Genomic DNA, 19,256 nt, shown 5'->3' on the forward strand with positions numbered 1-19,256 from the left:
GCTCAGCAGGTGCCCTCCCTCCCCCCGGGCGGGCGCAGCAGCTCCGCGACCGGGGTCGACGGCTTCGCCGTGACCTGCTCCAGCAGCGCGGTGAAGTCCGCGCTCCAGGCGCGGACCGTCGCCGCGTCGAAGAGGTCGGTCGCGTACTCGAAGGTGATGTCGATGGCGTCACCGCGGGGCAGGAGGACGGCGTAGAGCTCGTTGCGGGCGACGGCTCGGGTGGGCAGGCCGCGGACCGTGGCGGAAACCCCTCGAAGGCAGAGGGCCGGTGGCGGCGTCGTGACCACCGTGAACAGCACCGTGGGGAAAAGCCCTTCGGCCGTCTCGGGCGAGAGGAGCCGCACGACCTCGGTCAGCGGCAGCTCCTGGTGGTCGAGGGCGGTGAAGAGGGTCGAGCCGAGCCGCGTCACCAGATCCGCGAACACCGGGGCCTCGGACAGGCGGGCGCGCAGGAGCACGGCGTCGCCCAGCAGCCCGACCACGCCCTCCCGCTCCGGCCGGGTGCGGTTGGCGCTGGAGGCCGCGAGGACGACGTCGTCCGTGCGCCCGCACAGCCGGGCCGTCCAGGTGGCGAAGGCGGCCGCGAGGACCGCGTACGGGGTGACGCCCAGCTGCTCGGCCGTCCCGGCCACCCGGCCCGGCACGACGCCGCCGACCGTCCATGTGTGCAGGGCGCCGCGGCCGGACGGCACGGCGGGCCGCGGCCGGTCGCAGGGCAGGTCCGGTTTCAGCGGCAGGCCCGCGAGCTCCGCGCGCCAGAACCGTTCCAGCTCCTCCCGGCGCATGTCGGCGAGCCGGTGCTCGGCGCGGGCGACGTCGGTGAACTGTGCCGACGGCGCCGCGAGAGCGGGGGCGGAGCCTTCGCTGCGGGCGTTGTAGAGCTTCTCAAGGTCGTGCCAGAGGATGCCCATGGACCAGCCGTCGCAGACGGCATGGTGCAGTACGGCCACCAGCACCCAGCGGTCCGGGCCGAGCCGGCCGAGCCGGAAGCGGAACAGCGGGGCGGTGTCCAGTGCGAACGGTTCGGACGCTTGGTCCTGGCACCAGCGCTCGACGCGGACCGCGTCGCCGGCGTACGCCGTCAGGTCGGTGACCCCGACGTCCACGGGCACCTCGGTGAGCACCTCGACGAGATGCTCGCCGTCGCGGTGCACGGCCCGGCTGCGCAGCGCCTCGTGCCGGTCAACCAGGTCCTCCAGCGCCTGAGTCAGGGCGTCCGGGTCGAGGGCGCCGTGGAGGTCGATGCGGTGTGCGACGTTGTAGACGCCGGGGTCGGTGCGCTCGTGGTGGCGCCGCCACAGTCGGCGCAGCGCGGACGTCATGGGGACGCTGTCCGCGACGGGTGTGGCGGCTGCGTCGTCGTGCGGCAGGGCGACGGGCGTGGTGGCTGCCGACTCCGTCACCGCGGCGGCTTCCGTCGCCGTCTCGGTTGCCGTCGGGACCGCGACCGCTTCCGTCGCCGTCTCCGTTGCCGTCGGGCGGGCAGGGCTGTTCGTTTCCGTCCGGGGCACGATGCCTGCCGTCACCGTCCGAGCCGCGGCGGCTTCCGTCGCCGTCTCGGTTGACGTCCTAACCGCGACCGCTTCCGTCGCCTTCGCCGTCGGGCGGGCAGGGCCCTCCGCCTTGGGCGCGGGCGGCTGCGGGAGGCGTGCGTCCGCCCCCGGCGTGTCCGCCTCGAACCGCGCCGCGACCGCCTGGATCGTAGGGGCCGGGAAGAACTCGGCCATGCCCAGCTCGATCCCGAGTCGCACCGACATCCGGTTCAGCAGCCGGATCGCGCTCAGGGAATGCCCGCCCAGTTCGAAGAAGGACCGTGTCACGGACGCATGCGGCAGGCCGAGTTCGCCGCACCACAGCTCGTGCAGCTCCTTCTCCAGCCATGTGGCGGGCTCGGCGCCCGCCAGCGGCGCTGCGTCACCCGGTGCGGGCAGCCGCTCCCGGTCCAGCTTGCCGGAGGCGTTGACCGGCAGCCTGCGCATACGGACCCAGTGGCGCGGCACCAGGTGATCGGGGACTTCCGCGGCCAGAGCACCGCGCAGCCGCCCGAGGTCGGCTTCCGGTTCCACCGGGACGACGTAGGCGACGAGTTCGGCTTCTCCGGCCTGGTCCCGCCGGGCGACGACGGCGGCCTCGACGACCTCCGCGCGGGCGTTCAGGACGACCTGGACCTCGGCCGGTTCGACCCGGTGGCCCCGGATCTTGACCTGGTCGTCGACGCGGCCGTGGTAGGCCAGCGCACCGTCGGCGCGCCAGCGGCCGAGGTCGCCCGTCCGGTACAGGCGCGCGCCCGTCTCGTCGGTGACGAAAGCCGCGGCCGTCTCCTCGGGGCGTGCGTGGTATCCGTACGAGACCGGTGTGCCGCCCACATGGATCTCCCCCATCGCGCCGAGCGGCACGGGTCGCCCCGCCGGGTCGAGGAGCCGGATACGGGCTCCCGGGACCGGGGTCCCGATGGGAGGCCGCTCCTCTCCGGTGGGGTCGACCCGGTGCGAGGTGACGATGATCGACGTCTCGGTGGGGCCGTACTGGTTGTACAGCGCGCACTGCGGGTGCGTGGCGAGGAAGCGGCGGAAGGACGCGGTGAGCTCCAGCGACTCACCGGCCGAGAACAGCTCGCGCAGGGACGGCAGTTCGGGGCCGGTCTCCATCAGGTACCTGAGCGGGGTGCAGGGCATGAAGATCCGCTCAACAGCGTGGCGGCGCACGGCGTCGCAGACCGCGGCCGGATCGAGCCGTACGTCGTCGTCGATGAGGACGAGCTCCGCCCCGGCCGCCAGGGTGGTGAAGATCTCCTGCACGCTGACGTCGAAGGCGGGCGAGGTCCACTGCAGGGTGCGCAGGGCGGGGTGCTGTGCCAGGTGGCCGCGTACGAGGCCGGCCGGGCCGCGGTGCGGTACGACGACGCCCTTGGGGCGGCCGGTGGAGCCCGAGGTGTAGATGCAGTACGCGGGGTCCTGTGGGCGTGGCCCCTCGTGCGGGACGGATCCTGTGCCGTCGGGGACGTCGTCCTCGTCCCCGGCTGCCGTGTCCGGTCCGCCCACGAGGTGCACGGGCCATGCCCCAAGGCCCGGGTGCCGGTCGAGCAGGGCTGCCGTGGTGAGCACCAGTGCCGGTGTGCCGTCGCCGAGGAGCAGCTCCAGCCGGGCCGTGGGCGCGAGGACGTCGAGCGGCAGGTACGCGGCGCCGCTCTTGAGCACTCCGAGCAGCGCCGTGATCAGCTCCGGACCGCGCGGCAGCAGCACCGCCACGCGCTCGCCGCGTCCCGCTCCCCTCGCCCTCAGCCGCCGGGCCAGGCGGTCGGCTCGCCGGTCGAGTTCCGCGTAGTCCACCCGCTCGTCGCCGTGGACGAGCGCGACCGCATCCGGGGTCTGCCGCGCCTGCGCCTCGAACAGCCCGTGCAGGGTGTCGGCGTGCGCCGGAAGGGGATCCTCCAGGCGGCCGAGGCGGGCCAGTGCGGTGCGGTCCGCGTCGGTGGGGGCGGTCAGTTGGGACAGGGCGGCGCCGCCCTGCTCCAGCGTCCTGCGCAGCACGCTCTCCGTGGCGGCGAGGAGCCTGCGCACCGTGGAATCGTCGAAGAGGGCGGTGTCGTACTCGACCGCGCACCGCACGCCCTCGCGGTGGTGCGTCAGGTAGACCGTGAGGTCGAAAGGCGCACGGGCACTGGGCATGTCGAGCAGCGTGGCGGTGACCCGCGGCGGGTCGAACGTCACCTCGCCCTCGTTCTCGTACTCGACCAGCACCTGGAAGAGGGGGTTGCGGCCCGGGTCGCGCTGCGGGTTGAGGGCGCCGACGAGTTCGTCGAAGGGGACGTCGCGGTGCTCGAAGGCGGCGGTGCTGCTCTCCCGTACCCGCCGCAGCAGTTCGCCGAAGTCCGGGTCACCGGACAGGTCCAGGCGCAGCGGCACCGTGTCGAGGAACAGCCCGATGTGGTGTTCGGCTCCGGTCGGCCTGGCGGCGACGGCGGTGCCGACCACGACGTCCTGCTGTCCGCCGAACCTGCCGAGCACGGCGCCGATCGCGCTGATGAGCACCATGAAGAGGGTGGCGCGGTGGTCGGCCGCCAACCGCCGCAGGCCGCTGGTGAGTTCGGCGTCCAGTTCATGGCTGAGGTGGGCTCCCTCGCCAGATCTGACGGGGGGCCGGGGACGGTCGGTGGGCAGGGCCGTCTCCGGGACACCGCTCAGCTCGCGCCGCCAGTACGCCAGGGCCTCGGCGGCCCGTGCGGGGTCGGGCGCACCGGTGGGCAGGGCGGTCAGCGGCGGCAGCTCCGGCGCGGCATCGCCGTGGTGCGGCCAGGCGCGGTAGAAGGCGGCGAGGTCGCGGGTGAGGACGGCGGTGGAGGACGAGTCGAAGACGATGTGGTGGGCGAGCAGGAAGAGCACATGCCGGTCGTGCGCGAGCCTCAGCAGGCGGGCCGAGAGCAGCGGCCCCTCACCGAGGTCGAAGGTGCGGCGGCCCTCGGTCTCCAGGACGGCCCGCAGCGCGGACTCCTCGGTCTCCCCGGTGTGGTCGGCCACCGGGCAGTCGAGCCGCACGTGCGGGCGGACCTCCTGGCAGGGGGCACCGTCCGCCTCCCTGAACACGGTGCGCAGCGCAGGGTGGCGGTCAGCCACCTGCTGCAGCGCCCACCGCAGCGCTTCTGTGTTCAGCGGTCCGTCGAGCCGGACGGCCTTGGGCTCGTGGTACATGCTCGTGCCCGGGTGCAGCTGTTCGAGGAACCAGATGCGCCGCTGGGCGGGCGTCAGCGGCATCCGCGGCTCGTTGCCGCCGGTGCGGGTCCCGGCCGTCCCGCGCAGCCGTCGCCGGAGCCGGTCGAGGACGGGCAGCGCGGCCAGCACCCGCTGTGCCGGGACGCCGAAGTCGACGAAACAGGCGATCTCGTCGGCTCCGGCGTCCACCAGGCGGCGTACCGTCCCGGCCGCCGCGTTCTCGTCGCCGATCAGGGCCCGGGAGTCGCAGTACCGCGCGTAGGCCCGCCCGAGCAGGAACTCCACGTCCTCCTCGGGTGTGTTCTCCAGGTCCACTTCGAAGCCGAGGCTGTTCGTGACCTGGTCGAAGAGGGACAGCGAGGAGCGCAGGTAGGCCACGAAAGGACGGTAGGCCTCGGCACGTGCCTGCTCCGCGTCGTCGCCGAGATACGTGTGCACGAGGACCACGACACGGCCTGCCGCCGGGTCGAGTCCGTGCTCGGCGCGGGTGCGGCGGTACAGGGCGATGTTGTCCGCGAGCTGCTCGACGGTCTGCGCCATCAGGTTGGTGACCACACCCAGGTCGCGGGCGGCTGCCTGCCGGTAGCTGTCCGGGTTGCCCACCACGGCGACGTACAGCGGCGGCTGCTCCTGGAGGGGGCGTGGGTGCAGCCTGACCTCGGTCGCCGTGCCGTCCCCTGCGGTCACCGGGAGCGGCTGCCCCGACCACAGGCGGCGGACGTCCTCCAGCCGCTCGTACATGACCTCGCGGTGCCGGCCGTAGTTCTCCGGGGCCAGGGCGAAGTCCTTGGCGTGCCAGCCGCTCGCGAAGCACAGACCGGCGCGGCCGCCCGAGAGGTTGTCGACCACCGACCACTCCTCCGCGACGCGGATCGGGTGGTGCAGCGGCAGGACGACGGAGCCCGCGTGCAGCCGGATCCGCTCGGTGCGGGCGGCCAGCGCGGCGGCGAGGACAGAGGGGTTGGGGAACAGTGCGCCGAAGGAGTTGAAGTGCCGTTCGGGGAACCACAGGGCGTGGAAGCCGTGCCGGTCCGCGAACTCGGCCGCCTCCGTGATCAGCGCGTACTTGTCGTCGTGGGCCTCCTCCGGGTAGTCGCCGAAGAAGTACAGGCTGACGTCGCAGTGCGCCGGCCCGGGCTGGGTTACGGGGGCCGCCCGTGCCGGCTCGGGCTCTGCCCGGTGCACCCGCTCCGGTTCCGCTCCGGTGGCCGACGGGACGTCGCCGCGCGCGCCGAACGGCGGTGCGGCGGGGGCCGGTTGCACGGCGGGAGCCGTTTTCACGGCCGGGTCCGGTGGTACGGCCGGAGTCGGCTGTGCCCCGGGGGCGGGTCGTGCGGTGGGTTGCGGTCGTAGGGCGTGTGTCGGCTGTACGGCAGGGGCGGGTCGTACGGCGGGGGCAGGATGCACGGCTGGAGCCGGTTCTGCGGCCGGGGCAGGTCCTACGGCCGGGGTCGGCTGAGCCCCGGCAAGAGCGTCCAGTTGGCGGGTGAGCAGACCGGTCACCTGCTCCACCAGGTTCTCGGCGAGCCGTATCTGCTGCGTGAACAGCTGGTGCAGGCTCTCGTCTCCGGCAGGCGCCGGCGCCGGGGCAGGCGGCGAGCCCGGCGCCGGGGCAGGCGGCGAGCCCGGCGCCGGGGCAGGCGGCTGTACCGCGGGCCCGGCTGTGACGGGCGGCTGCATCACGAGCTCTGCGGCGGGCGGCTGCACAGCGGGCTCGGCCGCGACGGGCAGCTGTACCCCGGGCCCTGTGACCGGCGGCTGCACGGCAGGCTCGGCCGCCGTTCCGCCGCGCAGGCCGGCCACGTGGGCCGCCAGCTTCCGCGGGGTGTCCGCGTCCGAGAACAGGTCCCGCACCCGGACACGCACCCCGTGACGGCGCTCCAGCTCCGCCACCATCCCCATCAGGGCGAGCGAGTCGGCGCCGAGCGCGAAGAACGAGGTGTCGGGCGCGGTGTCGGCGACCTCGGCCCCCAGCTTCTCCGCGGTCAAACGCCGTATCTGATCCAGCAGTTCGTCCGGAGCCGCAGTGACATCCACGGATGGGGCGGCAGCCTGCCCGGCTCCGGCCGCAGGTCCGGCCGCCGGCGTCGCGGGCATTGCGGCGACCCTTCGCCGCCGCAGCGGATGGCCGGGCAGGGGGATCCTGCCGCCGCCCCTGCTGACGGTTTGCCAGTCGAGCGAGGCCCCTCCTCGGTACAGCTCCGCGAGGGTCTCCAGCATTCCGGTCAACTGCTCGGCGTCCTGGCCCTGGCTGCCGTACCAGCGGCTCCCGGGTGCGCAGTGCCTGCCCAGACCCGTCAGCGTGCTGCCCGCGCCGATCTCCAGGAAGTCGGCGCACCGCAGGCCGGACGCGGCGGCCACCGCCAGGGCGAACCGGACCGGCTGCCGCGCCTGGCGGCAGAGGTACTCGGCGTCGACCCTCCAGCCGACGGGGCGCGCCTCGCCGTCGAGTCCCGACGCGAGCGGAGTGTGCAGCGGCGCGTACGCCGTCCTCTCGGCGTGTGCGCGAAACGCACGTACCGCCTCGTCCAGCCCGGCCGAATGGAATGCCCGGTCGACGGGCAGGGCCCGCCACGGTATGTCCTCCTTGCCGAGGAGGCGCACCGCCTCTTCCAGTGCCTCCCGCGGTCCGGAGATCACCTGGGCGCGGGGCCCGTTGAAGGCGGCCGGTTCGGCGCCGGCGGCGTACGCGATCCGCTCGGCGGTCGCCGCGTCCGTACGCACGGCGAGCATCCCGCCCGGTGCCGCGGCCTCGTGCATGAGCCTGCCGCGCCGTGCGGTGAGCCGCAGACCGTCCTCCAGGGACAGGGCACCCGCCGCGCACAGGGCCGCGTACTCGCCGACGCTGTGTCCGAGGACCAGGGCGGGGCGCACGCCGAATGCGCGCCAGAGCTCGGTGAGCGCCATGTGGTGGGCGAACAGGGCGGGCTGGGCCGTGTCGGTGGGCCAGATGCCGCCGCCGGCCGTGATGTCGTCCGCAGTGATGTCGTCCGCCGTGGCGTCGTCCGCCGCGCCCTCGTCGAGCAGCAGGGGCAGCAGCGTGCCGCCGAACTCGTCGGCGTGGATCCGCTCGCAGCGTTCGAGCACACGGCGGGCCTCGGGATACGCGTCCCAGATGCCGCGCGCCATGCCACGGCGGGCGCTGCCCTGGCCGCTGTAGGCGAAGGCGACGGGGCCGAGGGGCGCGCCCTGGGCGGGTGGCCGTTCCAGCGCTCGGACGAGGTCGTGGGCCGTCCTGCACACGACGGCGGTGCGCGCCTCCCGGTGCGGCCGGCCGAGCGCCAGCGTCGCGGCCACGTCGGCGGGCGCGATCCGGGGGTGGGCGAGCAGGTGGTCGCGCAGACGGGTGGCGGACTCGGCCAGCGCCTCGGTATCGCGCGCGGACAGCGGTACGAGGACAGGTTCGACCGGTTCGACCGGTTCATCCGAAGGAGTCGTGGCGGGGGGTGCGGGGCGCTCGGGGGCCTCTTCGAGGATCACATGGGCGTTGGTGCCGCCGACGCCGAGCGCGCTGACTCCCGCCCTGCGCGGCGCGCCGTTCGGCGGCCGCCAGGGCTCGGTCCGCGTACCGAGGACCAAGGGGCCGTGGGCCAGGCGCAGTTCGGCGTTGGGCCGGTCGAGGTGGAGCGTCGGAACCAGCGTGCGGTGTTCGAGCATCAGCACGGTCTTGATCAGGCCGGCCATGCCGGCGCAGCTGTCGAGGTGCCCGATGGCAGGTTTCACCGAGCCCACGGTGCAGAAACCCGTGCGGTCGGTGTTCTCGCCGAGGGCGCGGGCCAGCGCCTCCAGCTCCACCGGGTCACCGAGCGGTGTGCCCGTGCCATGCGCCTCGACGTACGAGACGGTGTCCGCGGGGACGGCTGCCCGGTGCAACGCCTGCCGTACGACATCGGCCTGGCCCGCGACACCCGGCGCGCTGAACCCGACCTTGCCGGCCCCGTCGTTGTTGACCGCCGAGCCGAGGATGACCGCGTGGACGGTGTCCCCGTCGGCGAGGGCCCGGTCGAGCCGCTTGAGGAGCACGGCGGCCACGCCGTTGCCGCCCACGGTGCCGTCGGCGTCCGCGTCGAAGGCGCGGCAGCGCCCGGTGGGCGAGAGGATCGATCCGGGGTGGCTGCGGTAGCCGGTCTCCTGCGGCGTGTGCACGGCGGCGGCGCCCGCCAGGGCCAGGTCCGCGTCTGATGTCAGCAGTGCCTGGACCGCGAGGTGCACGGCGACCAGCGAGGTCGAGCACGCGGTCTGGACGCCGACGGCGGGGCCTTCGAGGCCGAGCCGGTAGGCGACCCGGGTGGCGAGGAAGTCCGGCTGCTGTCCGATGGCCGTCTGCATGCCGGTGGCCGGGTCGCCGTCGTCGCGGGAGGCGACGGGCGGGTGCTGGTGGCCGTAGAGGTTCATCCCGGACCCTGCGAACACCCCGACCCGTGTGCCCGGTTGCCTCGCCGCGTAACCGCCGTCCTCCAGCGCCTCGTGGCAGCATTCGAGGAACAGCCGGTGGGCCGGGTGGGTGAGGGCCGCCTCCTTGGGGCTCACCCCGAAGAAGTCGGCGTCGAACTCCTCGATGCCGTCGAGCACTCCGGCGACGGGAACCCGGTCCACGGCCTGCGCCTGCTGCGGCGAGAGCCCTGCTGCCGCGAGGTCGTCGGCGGTGAAGCGGCGGACGCTGTCCACGCCGTCGCGCAGGTTCGCCCAGAACTGCGCGGTCGAGTCCGCCCCGGGGAAGCGCGCGGACATGCCGATGACGGCGATACGGCGGTCCGCCGCCGCGTGCGAGGCGCTGTCGGCAGCCGTCCGCCCGGGCTTCTCGGCGGCGGCGGCCAGGTGGGCGGCGAGCGCGGCGGCGGTGGGGTGTTCGAAGAGCGCGGTCTGCGGGATGTCGGTGCCGAACCGTTCCTCCAGGCGGGCGCGCAGCCGGACGAGCATCACGGAGTTCAGGCCCAGTTCGTAGAACGGCACGTGCGCGGGCACCGGCCGTCCGAGGAGCGCGGTGATCTCCTCCTGCACGGCCGACGGGAGGTCCCCGGGCGGCGCGAGGACGGGTTCGGCGGCGGGTGCGGATGCGCCGGCGGCCGCCCGATCGCGCAGCTCCCCTCGCCGCACCTTGCCCGCGGGGGTCCTTGGAAACTCCTCCGCGGGAACCGGCACGACATGGGAGGCAGTGAGCCGCAGACGGGCGTACAGCACCGACCTGAGCTCCCGTGCGATGCGCGCGTCCTCACGCTCGCCCCGGCTCACGAAGAACACCGCGAGAGTCTCGGTCCCGCTGTCCGGATCGGGGATTCCGCACGCCGCAACGTCCCCGGTGCGGACGCCGCCGACGGCGGAGGCGGCGTCCTCCACCTCGTGGCAGTGGACGTTGTGACCGTTGAGGATGATCACGTCCTTGCGTCTGCCCGTGACGACCACCTGCCCTTCCGCGAAGAAGGCCAGGTCCCCGGTGTCGAGCCAGCCGGGTTCCGCGGGGAAGGCCGCCGCGTCGGCCTCCGGGTCGCGGATGTAGCCGGACGTGACGCGCGCTGTGGAGCGCACCTGCAGCCTGCCGATCCGCCCCTGCGGAACCGGTTCCCCGGTGTCGTCGACGAGCCGCAGCGTGGCGCCGTGCGCGGGTGAGCCGACGGCGACGAAGGTGACGCAGTCCTCATCCGGAGTGTGTTCCGCGGCGGGCGTCAGTTCCCCGTCGAGGCTGCTCCTGAGGATGCGGTGCACTGCGCCGGGCCGGTCGAGCCTGCCGTAGGTGATGGCGGTGACCGTCTCGGCCATCCCCCACGCCGGCACGATGTGCTCCTCCCGGATGCCGTACGCAGTGGTGGCAGCCAGGAAGCGCCGCATCACCGGCAGGGTGATCTGCTCGCCACCGCACACCAGGGTGCGCAGGTGGTCGAGCCGTCTGCCGCCGTGGGGCCGCTCGGCGAGCGCGTCGGCGACCAACTGGTAGGCGAACGTGGGCGCCCAGCTGTGCTCGGCGCGGTGCTCGGCGATCAGATCCAGCCAGCGCAGTGGCTCCGCGACAACGGCTCCGGTGGGAACGTGGACGTTGGTGCACCCGGTGAAGACCGCGAGCACGTGGTACAGGAGAAACGCGCCGCTGTGATCCACGGGCAGCCAGTTGACGGTCGTGTGGCCGGGGCGGACGTCGAGGATCCGCCGGCTGCTCGCGGCGAAGTCCGCGAGCCCGCCGTGCGTGAGCTGCGCCGCCTTGGGCCTGCCCGTGCTGCCCGACGAGAGCATCAGGAGGGCGGTGTCGGTGGCGGCGGGTTCCACGTGGTCGTAGGCGGGGTTCGCGCGCAGGCAGTCGGCCGCGACCGCGACGCGCAGCTCGGGGGCGGCCCGGCGCAGCGCCTCGGCTCCGGCGGCGTCGCTGAGCACGAGCGGCCCGTCCAGCAGGTCGCAGGTGTGACGCACCCGTTCGAGGGCCGCGGGGTTCTCGCCGGGGCGTTCCGCGACGGCAACGGGCCGGGCACCGCCGAGCACAGCGGCCCAGAAGGCAGGGAAGAACTCGTCGAGGGGAAGTCCGCACAGCACGAGTGCGTCGCCGGGGCGCAGGCCGTTCCCGCGCAGACCGGTGAGCAGTCCGCGGGCGCGTAACAGCAGCTCGGGGTAGGTCTGCCGGGTCGTGCCTCCGTCGGGCCCGACGGTGACGACCGCCGCGTCCCGGGCCCGGTCCGCGGCGCGCAGCAGCGCCTGGACCGCGTCCCGCGGGTCGTCGTCGGTGAACTCCGGCTCAGGCCCCCGGCAGACTGCCTGTCCCCGTCCGCGCTCCATGCGTGGTCTCTCCTCCTTGTGTCGCACCTGTTGTGGGTCGTGTCCGTCGCGGGGCGGTACCGCCCCGCACGGCGAGGAACAGGAGCAGGGCCAGTGCCCCGAAGACGGCCGTTCCGTGGAACGCGCCCACCACGACGAGGGCGGGCAGCGATTCGAGGGACGCGGCGGCGGCCACGGTCCCGAGCGTGAACCCCGATGTCTCCACCGTGGCGGACAGTCCGAACAGCCGGCTGCGCTGTCGGTCGGGGACCGCCTGCAGCCGCGAGGTGTAGACGATCTCGGTGCAGCCGTCCGCGAGGCCGGCCCCCAGAGCCACGGCCACCAGCGCCGGTCCGGGCAGTCCGGTGAACGCCAGGACGAAGAAGAGGGACATGGCGCAGGTGCCCACCGCGAAGGCACGTTCGCCCGCCGCCGCGCCGGCGTCCGCGCGGCGCCCCAGCACTTGGTGGGCGAGCAGCGTGCCGACGGCCCAGGCGGCCCAGAACTGGGTCATGAACAGGGCCGGGTTGTCCGGTGATGCTGCGCCGGCGGCCACCGGCAGGGCCACGTTGTGCGAGGACGACGCCAGGGCGTCGGCGCCTCTCAGGAGGATCATTCCGATCAGCAGCGCGGACAGTCCGCGCAGACCGCGCATACCGCTCGCGGCGCCGGTGGCCTCGGTTCGGGCCGCCGCCGACGCGTCCGGCTCCTGGCCGCCGGTGGCTTCCGTTCGGGCCGCCGCCGACGCGTCCGGCTCCTCGCCGTCGGTGCGTGGCCGCAGGAGGAGAAGTGCCGCCGCGGACACCAGAAAGCTCACGCCGTTGATCGCGAAGGCGGCCGAGTAGCCGCAGAAGCCGATGACGGGAGCCGCCGACGCGAAGCCGAGCACGGTGGCGAAGGACCGCACCGTGACGAGCAGGCCATTGGCGCGTACGCGCTCCTCGTGACCCACCATCACCGGCACCGCGCTGCGCAGAGCGACGGTGAACAGCGTGTTCCCCGCGCCCAGGACCACGACCGCGCAGGCGAGCAGCGCCGCCGATGTGTGCGGCGCGGCCAGCGCGAGGACGGCCATGGCCACGGCCTGCGCGATGTCCGCGGAGACCATCAGGGCCCGGCGGCCCGCTCGTGTGGCCAGCGCGCCGGCAGCCAGTCCGGCCAGCATGCCGGCGAACAGACGCAGCGCCATGAGCGCGCCGATGCCGAGCGCGCTGCCCGTGACCTCGTAGGAGAACAGGCTCAGCGCGATGAGGTTGAGGTAGGAGCCGTAGGAGGAGACGGCGTATGCGGACACCAGGCAGCGGAACTGCCCACTCGCACCGGTCACTTCACTACTCCCCCGAGTACCGCGGATCATCCGCCGCCCGGGAACCGTAGCCATGCCGGGCCGGATGTGTCGAGGGCTTTCGTGCGCCACGGGCTTGCGTGCCGGGACCTCATGGACACCGGTGTCGGACGCATGTACGGTGCAGCAACGCCTGGCCGGAACACGCCGGGTGGCGGACCGACGGACATACACCGTGTCGACTGCCGGCGGAGGGGGCCGTTATGCGCGTCGCGACATCCGGTGGCAGCACCCGCGACGGCATGAGCTCCGTCGACGCGTTCAGCCGCTCCGCCCTGGCCGTCTTCCACCTCAACGGCAGGTTCGGCGCTCTGCTGGACCGGTTGACGGTGCCGTCCGGGCTGAGTGCCGCCCAGTGGCAGGTGCTCGGCGCGGTCGGGGACGGGCCGCAGTCCGTCTCCGGCACGGCCCGCCTGCTGGGCATCACCCGCCAGAGCGTGCAGCGCATCGCCGATCTGCTGGTGGAGCAGGGGCTTGCCGACTACCGCCCCAACCCCGCACACCGGCGCGCCCGCCTTCTCGTGGCCACCGACCGGGGCGAGGCTGTTCTGCGCGAGATCGACGCGGGCCACGCCGAACTGGCACGCCGGCTGTGCACGGAGCTGGGCGGCGAGGAGGAGTTCCGCAGGACCACCGAGGTGTTGCGCGAGCTGTCGCTCGCGCTGGGAGCCGTCGTTCCGCACGCCCGGTCCTGACGGCGGCGATGACACCCGGCCCCGCGCCGTCCCGGCACGTATTCCCCACGGCCCACACTTGGCCGGAAATCGACCCCGGTCGCGCGGCGACTGCCCTCTCACCAGGGCGACTTCCTTGTTGTACCGTTACCGGCCTGCCTTAAGGTCACAGGCCGGGGGGACCAGTGAATCAGTTCGTCTTCAGAATGCTGGGGCCACTGCTCGTTCAGGCCGACGGCGAGCCGGTGCGCATCAAGGGCAGGCGGCAGTCCACCGTTCTCGCGATGCTGCTCCTCTCGGCGGACCGGATCGTTTCCGTCGACACACTGGTGGACGCCGTCTGGCCCGAGTCCCCGCCGGCGACGGCCCGCAACCAGATCGCGATCTGCGTCGCGACGCTGCGCAAGACGTTCAAGGAGGCCGGGGAGAGCGAACTCCTGCTCACCTCTGCGCCGGGCTACGTGCTCGTCCAGGGCGCGCACCGCATCGACGTCGTGGAATTCCTGCGGGAGGCCGAGCGCGGCCGGAACGCCGCACGGCACGGCCGGGCCGAGGAGGCCTGCGCCCTGCTGGAGGAGGCACTCAGCAAGTGGCGGGGCGCGGCACTCGACGAACTGCCCGGGGAGCGCATCGAGGCCGAGGCGGCGCGGCTGGAACACCTGCGGCTCGATCTGATCGAGGAGCGCGCCGGGCTGATGCTGGAGCTGGGGCGCCACCGGGTGCTGACCGGGGAACTGGGCGAACTGGTCGCCCGGCACCCGCTGCGCGAGCAGTCGCGCGAGCACCTGATGCTGGCGCTGTACCGCTCGGGGCAGCGCGCCGAGGCGCTGGAGGTGTTCCGTCAGGGCCGCCGCCTGATGAACGAGGAGCTGGGCATCGAGCCCGGTCCCGCGCTCCAGCAGCTGCACGAACTGATCCTGCACGACTCGCCGGAGCTGACCCGTCCGGTCTCCGCGGCCCCCTCCGCCGGGGTCCCGGTGCAGACCACCCCCGCTCATGTGCCGACCACACCGGCGCAACTCCCCGCCGATGTCATGAGATTCACCGGCCGCCAGGAGGAGCTGGCCCTGCTCGACCGGCTGTTGAAGGAGCCGTACCAGCCGCACGCACCCGCGCTCGCGACGATCGTCGGAGTCGGCGGGGTGGGCAAGACCGCGCTGGCCGTCCACTGGGCGAGCCAGGCCGCCGAGCGCTTCCCCGACGGGCAGCTCTTCGCCGACCTGCGCGGCTACGACGAGGAGAACCCGCCCGTCTCCCCCACCGTCGTGCTCGACCGCTTCCTGCGGGCTCTCGGGACGCCCGCGCCGCAGATCCCGGCGGAGCCGGACGAGCGTGCGGCGCTCTTCCGCAGCCTGCTCAGCACCCGCAAGGCACTGATCGTCCTCGACAACGTGCGGTCCTTCGCCCAGCTGCGCCCGCTCCTGCCGGGCGGCGGCCGCAGTGTCGTCATCGCCACCGGCCGTGAGGCGCTGGACGACGTGACCGGCGACTACACGGCCCTGCGGATCAGACTGCGCGTCCTTGCGCCGGCCGAGGCCACGACCTTGCTCACCAACATCGCCGGCGTCGACCGCTTCGGCAGCGATCCGGTGGCCCTGGAGCAGTTGAGCGCGCTCTGTGACTGTCTGCCGCTGGCGCTGCGGATCGCCGGGGCGCGGCTGGCCACCAAGCCCAATCTGACCGTGCGCGGGCTGGTGGAGCGTCTGAGCGACCAGCGGCGGCGGCTGGACGAGCTGAGCCCGTCGGAGGGCGGGGTGCGGGCAGGCTTCCGGTTGACGTACCGCGATCTGTCCCCGGAGGCGGCGCGGATGTACCGCAGGCTCGGGCTGCTGCGCACCGCGGACTTCGCGGCCTGGGTCGGCGCTGCGGCGCTGGGCACCGATGTGTGGCACGCCGAGCAGCTGCTCGACCAGCTTGTGGACGCCCAGTTGCTGGAGACGGCCGACCGGGTGCCGGGCCGGGCGGCCCGCTACCGGTTCCAGGACCTGCTCCAGCTGTTCGCCCGTGAGCGCGCCGAGGCCGACGAGACGCAGGAGGAGTGCGATGCGGCGCTGGACCGGATCTTCGCCGCCTGGCTCTGGCTCGCCGAGGAGGCCCATCGTCGGCTCGACGGACGCAACTTCCCGGTCGCCCATCCGCCGGAGCCCGCGCCCGCCTTCCTGCGGGGCGCCGCGGACGAGCTGCTGGCCGCACCCCTGGACTGGTTCGACTCCGAGCGCGCAGGCGTCCCCGACGTCGTGGTGCACGCGGCCGAGACGGACCGGGCGCGGTACGCCTGGGCGCTGACCGAGAGCGCCGTGCCCCACTTCGAGACCAGGAACTACCTGGAGGACTGGCAGCGCTGCGCCAAGGCCGCGCTGTCGTCGGCCCGGCGCGGCGGCGACCGCAGGGGCGAGGCCACGATGCTTCGGGTTCTGGGCTCGCTCGCCATCTACCAGCGGCGCTACGAGCAGGCCGAGGGATGGAACATCGCGGCCCTGCGGCTGCTCGGGGACACCGACGACGTGCCCGGAGCGGCGCTCGCGCAGCGGAACCTGGCCATGTGCGCCCGCTTCCAGGGCGACTGGCACCGGGCACTCCAGTACTGCCGGGCGGCGCTGAAGGGTTTCCGCGAGGCCGGCGACACCGGCAACGAGGCCCATCTGCTCGGCTACGTGGCCCAGATCGAGCTGGACCGCGGTGAGGTGAAGCGGGCGCTGCCGCTGGCCGTCGACGCACTCGCGCTGAGCCGGCGGACAGGCTCGGTGCGCGCGGTGACGCAGAGCATCTACCGGCTGGCCGAAGTGCGGTTGCGGTCGGGCGATCTGGACCGGGCCGCGGAATCCTTCCACGAGGTGCTGCAACTGTCCCGCAAGGAGGGCGACCGGGTCGGCGAGGCCCATGCGCTGCGCGGGCTGGGCGAGACGCAGTGGACCCAGGGCCGGCTGACGACGGCCGAGCACACGCTGACGCAGGCGCTGGAGATCACCGAGGAACTGGCCGACCGCTTTCTCTATGCGCGGGTGGAGACCGACCTCGGCTGTGTCGAGGCGCTCGGCGGCCGTTATGCGGCGGCGGCTGCGCGGTTCGAGCGGGCCCATGCGGCGCTGGGCGAAGTGGGCGCCCAGCCGTGGCGGGCCACGGTGACGCGGCTGCTCGACACGGTGCGGTGCGAGTGCGACAGGAGCGGTGGCGCCGCCGGCCCGGGGAAGGAACGATCCCTCACTCCGCAGGAGCTTCGACTGCTGCTGGCGGACCGCTAGGGAGCGTCCGCACAGTATCGTCGCCCGCCCCGCGGCGTCCCGTTCCGGGGGCCCCTCCCGTGCCCGCAGGGCTACGGAGAAGATCGCAAGGCTGCCAAGAGCCCTCGTGGCACAGCTGCTCGGACTCTTGGCAGACGCAGCGCGGGTCCCGTGCCCGCAGGGCTACGAGGGTGAGGGCTCCTCCCACCCCGGAGGCCGTGGGGAAGCAGGGCGTCGTGGGCCGGGCAGGACTCTGCGGACACGACCTGGCACTGATCCGCCGGCGGAACGCCCGGTTCAGCCCCACGGCATGTCGTCGCCGGAGACGACGTACGTCGGCCCGGTCGCCTTGACGACCCCCCAGGGCATGTCGTCGTCACCCGTCACCGTATCCCTGTGCGCGGTGGTGCCCAGCCCGGCCCCGGTGCCCGTGATCAGTCCCGCCAGTACGATCAGACCCGCCATCGCCGCTCGCTTCACCGTCCGAGTGCTGCGCATCTCGATCCCCTCGTCCCTCGACCGTCATTGCCGCTCTGCTGCGGTACGACGGACAGTAGGGACCTGCCCTTTCCATTTCCTGTCCCGCCGGTTTCCCGTCCCGGGGCCCATGAAATCAAGACGACATCGAGAGAACAACGGCAACCGCTAGATTCGTGCGAAGGTTCGCTGCATGAATCATGGACGGGGGGTGCCATGGAATTCCGAGTTCTGGGGCCGGTCGAGGTGCGCGACCGGGAACGCAGGGCGCCGCTCTCCGGTGCCAAGCTGCACACCGTGCTCGCCGCGTTTCTGCTGGCCCGCGGCGAGGTCGTGTCCGACGACCGGCTCAGTCGGCTGCTGTGGGGGTGGGCGCCGCCGGCCACCGCGAACGCGCAGTTGTACACCTACATTTCACGGCTGCGGAAAATACTCGGTGACGGCGTACTCATCGACCGTATGCCACCCGGATATGTCATGTCGATCGGAAATTCACGGCTGGACCTGACAGAATTCGAGGAATTTGATTGCCAGGGGCGGGAAGCTCTGCTTGCGGGTGACTTCGAGAAGGCGGGCGAATTCCTGCGCAACGCCCTGGCGTGCTGGAGCGGCCGCCCGCTCGCGAACACCACGGAACATCTCTTCGACGCCGAGGCGCCCTGCCTGGCCGAGGCCCGCGTGGCCACGCTGGAGCACCGGATCGCGGCGGATCTGGCGCTCGGCCGCCACGAGCAGGTCACCGTCGAACTGACCGGCCTGGTGGCGGAGTTCCCGCTGCGCGAGCGTTTCCGCAGTCAGCTGATGACCGCGCTGTGCCGGTCCGGCAGGCAGGCCGAGGCCATCCACCTGTACCACCACGGACGCGAGGTGCTGGCCGAGGAGCTCGGCGTCGACCCCGGCGAGGAGCTGCAGAGCACCTACCAGTCACTCCTCGACGGCTCGCTCGTGCGCCTGCCGCAGCCGCGGACCTCCGCGGTGCGGCGCCCCGCCGAGCCCTCCTCCGACAGCGCCTACGGCGCTCCCGCGACGCTGCCGCCGGACACGGTGGACTTCACCGGCCGGGAGCGCGAGCTGGACGTGCTGTACCGGGCGCTCGCCCCGGACGCCACGGCGGCCGACCGCCCGCGCCGGGTCCTGGTGACCGGAATGGCCGGCGTCGGCAAGACCGCCCTGGCCGTACACGCGGCGCACCGCTGCAAACAGCACTTCCCCGACGGACAGTTGTACGCCGACCTGCGCGGCCCGGACGGCACCGCGCAGCCCGCCGAGCGGGTGCTGCTGCATCTGTTGCGCGCCCTCGGCCGCCCCCTGGACGCCGGCGCCGCCGACGATCTGGAGGAGTTGGTCCGTCTCTACCGGGAGCGGATCGGCGGCAGACGCCTGCTCGTGCTGCTGGACAACGCCGAGAGCGCCGCCCAGCTCGGCCCGCTGCTTCCCAACACCCCTGAGCCGGCCGTCCTGGTGACCGGGCGCACCGCCCTGCCCACCGTGGCGGGCGCGCACACCGTGGCCCTGGACCCGCTGGCGGCGGGCCCGGCGCTGGAGATGCTCGCCGCCGCCGCGGGCCCTGACCGGATCGCCGCGGCTCCCGGCGCCGCGGCCGCCATCGTCGAGCACTGCGCCGGTCTGCCGCTGGCTCTGCGGATCGCGGGCACCCGGATCGCCGCCCGGCCGCACTTCGCACCGGACCGGCTCGCCCGGCGGCTGGCCGACCCCGCCGCCCGGCTGCGCGAACTGCACTCGGGCGACCTGGACGTGCACGCCGCGCTGCTGCCGTCGTGGCGGGCGCTGGAGCCCGAGGCGCGCCGGGCGTTTCCCGCACTGGCCGGGCTGGGGCCGGAGCCGTTCGCGGCACTGGAGGCGGCGGTGCTGCTCGACGTGCCCGAGCAGGACGCCGAACTGCTGCTGGAGGCCATGGCGGATACGGCGCTGCTGGAGGTCAGCGGGGCCGACGAATGGGGCCGGCCCTGCTATCTGTTCCACCCCCTGGTGCGGCTCTTCGCCCTCTCCCTCGCGGACGGGCGGGAGAGGGCGGACCGGGAGGAGGCTCCCGCGGAGCGTAACCGGTGGCTAACCGCCCGGCCCTAGCCTC

6 protein-coding genes are annotated in these 19,256 nt (G+C 73.5%); 3 read left to right on the forward strand and 3 right to left on the reverse strand.

Annotation, left to right across the window (positions count from 1 at the left end):
- Positions 1-2 precede the first annotated feature (2 nt).
- Positions 3-11,468 (reverse strand): non-ribosomal peptide synthetase/type I polyketide synthase, encoded by an 11,466-nt coding sequence (locus J7E88_RS32055; protein WP_251023521.1) that lies wholly within the window; start codon positions 11,466-11,468, stop codon positions 3-5.
- On the reverse strand, positions 11,428-12,774 hold the full coding sequence (locus tag J7E88_RS32060; RefSeq protein ID WP_308307685.1) for an MFS transporter: 1,347 nt from the start codon (positions 12,772-12,774) through the stop codon (positions 11,428-11,430). The genes J7E88_RS32055 and J7E88_RS32060 overlap by 41 nt, the downstream gene beginning before the upstream one ends.
- Positions 12,775-12,995: 221 nt before the next feature.
- Between J7E88_RS32060 and J7E88_RS32065 the strand changes: the two genes are divergently transcribed.
- Together J7E88_RS32065 and J7E88_RS32070 are read left to right on the forward strand one after the other, a co-directional pair.
- A complete protein-coding gene (locus J7E88_RS32065; RefSeq protein ID WP_251023522.1) occupies positions 12,996-13,487 on the forward strand; it encodes a MarR family winged helix-turn-helix transcriptional regulator in 492 nt (163 codons plus the stop codon).
- Between the two features lie 185 nt (positions 13,488-13,672).
- Positions 13,673-16,708 carry a BTAD domain-containing putative transcriptional regulator gene (locus J7E88_RS32070; protein ID WP_215186972.1) on the forward strand — a complete coding sequence of 1,012 codons (3,036 nt, stop codon included), beginning with the start codon at positions 13,673-13,675 and terminating at the stop codon, positions 16,706-16,708.
- 276 nt (positions 16,709-16,984) lie between these two features.
- On the opposite strand, the gene J7E88_RS32075 is transcribed toward J7E88_RS32070, so the two are convergent.
- On the reverse strand, positions 16,985-17,185 hold the full coding sequence (locus tag J7E88_RS32075; RefSeq protein ID WP_215186973.1) for a hypothetical protein: 201 nt from the start codon (positions 17,183-17,185) through the stop codon (positions 16,985-16,987).
- 195 nt (positions 17,186-17,380) lie between these two features.
- On the opposite strand from J7E88_RS32075, the gene J7E88_RS32080 reads away from it, so the two are divergent.
- The gene (locus J7E88_RS32080; RefSeq protein ID WP_215186974.1) at positions 17,381-19,252 is read left to right on the forward strand and encodes a BTAD domain-containing putative transcriptional regulator; all 1,872 of its coding nucleotides are present in this window, start codon (positions 17,381-17,383) and stop codon (positions 19,250-19,252) included.
- Positions 19,253-19,256 lie beyond the last annotated feature (4 nt).

The sequence above is a fragment of the Streptomyces sp. ISL-10 genome (genome assembly GCF_018614575.1).
Taxonomy (GTDB): Bacteria; Actinomycetota; Actinomycetes; order Streptomycetales; family Streptomycetaceae; genus Streptomyces.